Below are 6,251 nucleotides of genomic sequence, written 5' to 3' on the forward strand. Positions count from 1 at the left end.
CATCGGTTGCACAAGAATTTGATCGAACCGGTCACTGCGTATTATGAAGAAATAGCTTATGTCTCCGGGGCAAAAAAACACCAGCGCGATACGCTCGACTTTATCAATTCACTGTGGAATTTTATGGATGGGATGACCAAATCTGAACTGGATGGAGAATTAATCTATCAGGGTGACCCACTGAACCGGCCCGAAAAACTGGATAAAGCGATTCGCCGGAAGAAAAAATCCAGTCGGGAAAGCACCTATGAGATCACGTTGTCGCTTCATGAAAAAGATATGACCATAGAAGAAATCGCTTCTTTGCGTCAACTCACCGAAAATACGATTTATGGTCATTTTATTCACCTGTATAAAAAAGGCAAAGTAGATATTACCTCCTTACTTGACAAGGAGAAACTGGCTGACTTGCTCCCACATTTCACCAATGTATCCGAAGAAACCTCACTCACTGAAATCAAAAGCCGCCTTCCTTTTACGGCGACCTACAACGAGATACGAGCAGCGAAGGCCTACTATCTGAAAGAACAATAAGCTTCTAAGGGCCACTTATTTTAGCCAAATATCCCATCTGAAATACTGTAACTCAAGCTGTGGGTCCTCCTTTTTCTTTGGGAGAAGGTCAATGATAGGGGGATTGAAAAAGTCAGTCCGATAATAATTGATTGTTTCGGAATAGAATCCGAATATTATATGTGCTTTGTGGGTGTAAGTGCGTATTGCTATTTATAATTATCCTCACGGGCTATTATAATACGGTGTACGTGTTTTATCCTTGATAAATTTCTTCAATTTGGAATTGATCGACGTAGAGTTTTAAGAACCAATTTAATTTTGTCATTTTTTAGGACAAATGTTGGTTTTAACTATGTGTTTAATTATGTTCGCAGGGTAATTTAATCCATGGATGGCTAAAGATGGCTTCTATAGATTTGATCAGTGAATATTCACGCGTCTTCATTGGTTTTGTTCACATATCACGATGCAGTGAAGTCCTGGATAAGTTGCGCGACTCGTTGGAGATCATAAATATCTAAAAACGAAATATTTACCTAAATATTAATACAAACAATTGATCGAATGAATAGACTTTACACGGTATTAATTCTATTTCTTATTAACACAGCGTCAGGAGCACAGAATTGGCTTCAAATGGGGCAAGACCTGGAAGGAACTGCGGCCAATGATTTCCTAGGGCAATCTGTTTCCTTGTCCTCAGATGGAAATATTGCGGCGATTGGGGCGCCATATAATGGATCTGGGTATGTGCGTATATTTATGTGGGCTGGTGGCAGCTGGATTCAGCGGGGGGGAGATCTCATCGGTAAGGCAAATGGTGATCGATTTGGTTACGCTGTGGCATTGTCCGAAGACGGGAACACAGTGGCTATTGGAGCTCCGTTTAATGACGACAACTTGGTAAACTCAGGTCAAGTACAGGTGTATGATTGGAACGGGAATGCGTGGATTCAACGCGGGGGTGATTTTAATGGCGCAGCTGCATATGATGAATACGGTTATTCTATCTCGTTATCCTCAGACGGTCATACGGTAGCTATCAGCGGGCCTAACAACGACATCAGTAACAATAATGCGGGCCATGTCCGGGTGCATGATTGGCATGCCGGATCGCAAGCGTGGATCCAACGAGGGGCCGACATCCACGGCGAAGCTCCAGAGGATCACTCTGGTCTTTCAATCGCAATGTCCTCGGATGGGAATATTGTAGCTATCGGTGCAATCCTCAATGACGATGGTGGCGACAAAGCAGGCCATGTGCGGGTGTATGTATGGAATGGAACGATTTGGGTGCAACGGGGGAATGATATCGACGGTAGAGCTACTTTTGAGGGAAGCGGTCGGTCGGTTTCCTTATCATCAGATGGAAACACGGTAACTACTTCAGGAGCCGCGAATACTGGATTGTTGGGACATGTACGTACATTCGACTGGATCGGTGGATCCTGGATCCAACGTGGAAACGATCTCATAGGGGTTGACGTGAATGGAACATTTGGGTGGTCCTCTTCGTTGTCAGCTGATGGGATGACCGTTGCGGTCGGTGCAAGAAGTAAAACCAGCACTGGAGATAGATATGGTCAGGTCCGTATCTACGAATGGCTAAATGGGCAATGGGTTCAGTCCGGCAACGATATGGACGGCAAATCGACCTTTGAATGGTTTGGTCATGCAGTCGCCCTAGCATCCGATGGTCATACCGTAGCAGTCGGAGCACCTCGTAGGTCCATTGAGAATGAGCACAGCGTAGGTGCTGTCCAGATTTTTTCTGACCGACCACAGATCGTATGCCCCGGAGATACCACAGTGGACTGTGGGGCGGCGACCGATACGGCTTTTCTTGGCAGCCTTTCGAATCTATTGCTTGGACCCGGAGAATCCCTCATCGTAGAAAATGACAGCATGGGTTTCGATGGAACGTGCAATAATTATACGGTTGGTTACATCGACAGGCACTTTATGGTACAGAACGATAATACTTCACAAAGAGATACCGTATGCATGCAGCGAATAACGGTCGTGGATACCATCCCGCCGACTCTGGTGTGTGCAGCGGATACGATCCTGGATTGTACGACGACGGACATCGACACGGCGTTACTGGGTGTTCCAATGGTGAGCGACGAGTGTGATGCCAACCCGGTGTTGTCTTATCGGGACGACAGTACGGGGTTTGATGGAACGTGCAGCGGAGACGGGGTGATTGGTCAGATCACCCGCCGGTTTTTTGCCACCGATTTGTGCGGGAACGTGGACAGCTGTGATCAGGTGATCACTTTTGTGGATACCACGGCACCTGCCCTGGCGTGTGCGCCGGATACCATACTGGATTGTACCGTCACAGATATCGACACCGCGTTATTGGGTGTACCCCTGGTGAGCGATGATTGCGATGCGAACCCGGTGTTAACCTATCGGGATGACAGTACGGGTTTTGATGGAATGTGCAGCGGAGACGGGGTGATCGGTCAGATTACTCGCCGGTTTTATGCCACCGATTTGTGCGGTAATGTGGACAGCTGCGATCAGGTCCTCACCTTTGTGGATACGACCGCGCCCACCCTGGTGTGTGTACCGGATACGACCCTGGATTGCACGGTGACGGACATCGATACGGCTATACTGGGCGTACCCCTGGTGAGCGATGATTGCGATGCCAATCCGGTATTGACCTATCGGGACGATAGCACGGGTTTTGATGGATCGTGCAGTGGGGACGGGGTGATCGGTCAGATCACCCGCCGGTTTTATGCCACCGATTTGTGCGGTAATGTAGACAGCTGCGATCAGGTGCTCACCTTTGTAGATACCACGGCACCCACCTTGGTTTGCGTAGCGGATACGACCCTGGATTGTGCAGTGACGGCCATTGATACGGCATTGCTGGGCGTTCCTATGGTGAGCGATGATTGCGATGTGAATCCAGTATTGACCTATCGGGACGATAGTACGGGGTTTGATGGTTCGTGCAGTGGGGACGGGGTGATTGGTCAGATCACCCGCCGGTTTTTTGCCACCGATTTGTGCGGGAACGTGGACAGCTGCGATCAGGTAATTACTTTTGTGGATACCACTGCGCCGGTGGTGATTTATTCTCCCGGCGATACGACCGTGGATTGTAGTGTGGCCGTTCCACCGCTCGATTCCACGGTAGTGGTGGCGATGGATCCATGCAGCGAATCATTGACCTATTTGCCTGCTTCATCTATTGAGCCGGGCAACTGCTCAAACTCATTCACCATTTTTCAATCGCTGCAAATTCTGGATCAGTGCGGAAATGACACCACCGTATCCCGCACGGTGACTGTCATCGATACCATCCCGCCCACACCGGTGAGTTGTCCGACGCAATCGATCATAAATTGTCTGGTGGGTGATCCGCTCCCCATCAATATCCCGAGTTATACCGACAACTGCAGTCCGACAGACAGCATTGTTGTCACGATGCGGATCGATTCTGTTGGCTTCAACACGATCGCCACAGATGATGATACGGTATTTATCCATTATTTTGCAGAAGATGAATGTGGCAATGTAGATTCGACCTGCACCCAAATCGTAGTCTGTGAATACGTATGCCCTACGATTAATTGCCACGGGATGGTCAATGTGGGCTTTGGTCCTAATTGTATGATTGAGATCACCCCAGAAATGGTCCTTACCCAGCCCCTCGATAGTTTTGCCGCACGCTTCACAACGGTTACGCTGACCAATCAATTTGGTGGGGTGATCCCGGATAATCTTTTGAGTTACAAAGATCGTGGGCGCACATTTACGGCGACGATCCGGAGTGATATTCCCGGATGCGGTTACTATGAATGTAGCACCCAGGTGGTGGTGGATGACCAGGCGGGTTCACTGCGCTTTGTTTCTGCGTTTCAGTCAAACCTGCCGGGAGATGCCATGGTGTATAATTTGAACACCCCATCAGCATCAAATTATAGTGAAATGACGGGTCCACATATTTCACAAGGAAAAATGAATGTATATTGTGGTCAAATTCCCGATCCTTCTGAACATACCCCGCTAGTAATGGATCAATGTACGGGCCAGCAGTATACTCCGAAAGTGCAGCCGGACTGGGTGATGATGCCCAATGCGTGTGGCGAAGGTGATACGGCGAAAGTTATCTGGAGAACGTGGGAATCGTTCGATAAGAATGGTCAATTGACGACACTGACAGATACGATTGTCGTATTCCGACTACCACAATTATCCCAAGAAGATTTTCTGGCAGCTGCCGAAACGGAATTCTTTTGTAAAGTTGAAGCTGGCGTTGAGCCAGGCGATGCTTTGAAGCGCTATGCGGCGTGGAAACAACCTGTAGGTATTCACGATTATGAGTATCCTCATTCCAAGTTAAGAGGTGTGATCTATGACCTGCCATTGACCGTAATAGAAGCTGGTCTGGATCACGCGTGGGACCAGGGACCGAAAATATTTGCTGAGTACTTGGAGTGTGTGATTCTGCAAAAAGCAGATGGTACGCAAGTAACCATTAAAGACATCATTACTGGCGATTACGGTGATGATGTTGTTGCAAATGCAACCCAAGAGCAGTTGGGGTATGGATTGCTTCACGATATTCTTGAAGGAGGAATTTCTCCAACGTCTTGGACGTATGGATCAACAAACTATACCTTTGTACCTTACTTGTTATTGCAGGAAGGTGATCTGATTCTGTCTGAAGGCGGAACCTTTGTACAGGTTGACTCGGATTGGTTTTATAATGGTCACGGTAACAGTCCTTTCTGGTTTTCCGGAGGCTGGCCTTCCATCTATGGAAGCGGTGACTGTGTAAGCTACTGCGATGTAGGAGCTGGAGAGGCTTTTGACTGTGTACGCGTTGTCGTACCCGGATTGACCATCGAAGAAGGTATTTCTACGACCGGTGAACTTTGTGAAGAGATTTGCTTGAAAGAAGGTGTGCATTGCGGTATTCAGATCCGACAGGAATCTGCGGACTGGTCTGGAAGCTGTCCTCAGACACGTGGTTTAGACACGTATGTAACACAGACGTGCTGGGCTACTACTGAGAATGTTTGTGCAATCCAATCTGAGATCCCAAGCGAAGCTGTAGTAGATTATGAACCAACTGATAAATCTATTAAGATTCATATCAGCGAATGGCAGACACTTGTTGACACCATGGGACCAATCTTTGACTTCTGCTACCCGGCTGGCTGGGATCAGGAAGCGATTCAGGAATCTATCCATGACGGAGCACAGTATGGAGGTGCTGCAGAGTGGGAATTTGATAACCCAACGACCTACCGAGTAGGAACACATGAGTGTGCTGCTGAAGTATATGTACCATCTGTACAGGTGGTTGATAACTGTAGTGGTGTTCATGCTGTGAAAGCGATGGTCGAAGTACAAGGTGGAACTCGTGCCGTAGCACTTGAGCTGACCAATACCGAGACGAAAACATTGGCTAGTGGAGAAGTATGTACCGTATATACTTACTCGCACACGGCTGATCCAATCACGATCCCTTTCAGTGGATGTGATGGTGAATTGACTGAAGTAGTATATGAAGCGGCAGACAACTGCTGGAATCAAAGCACATGGAGCAAATTCATCCGTGTAACAGACGATGTACCTCCGACAGTCGTTGTAGATCGCAACCTGAATGTAACCTTGGCTGACAAGATTGCGTGGGTTCCTGCGGTTAACTGGGACGAAGGAAGCTGGGACAACTGTGCGATCGATCTTCGATTGGGACGACGCAG

Annotated in this window: 2 protein-coding genes; both read left to right on the forward strand. The window is 48.0% G+C overall.

The window, feature by feature from the left end; all coding sequences use genetic code 11:
• The coding region (locus tag KUV50_RS19225; RefSeq protein WP_222581836.1) for a helix-turn-helix domain-containing protein at positions 1-534 on the forward strand (534 nt) is incomplete at its 5' end.
• Between the two features lie 546 nt (positions 535-1,080).
• Positions 1,081-6,251: WD40 repeat domain-containing protein (locus KUV50_RS19230; protein WP_222581837.1), on the forward strand; the 5,171-nt coding region annotated here is incomplete at its 3' end.

It is taken from the genome of Membranihabitans marinus (assembly GCF_019802045.1).
Taxonomy (GTDB): Bacteria; Bacteroidota; Bacteroidia; order Chitinophagales; family Saprospiraceae; genus Membranihabitans; species Membranihabitans marinus_A.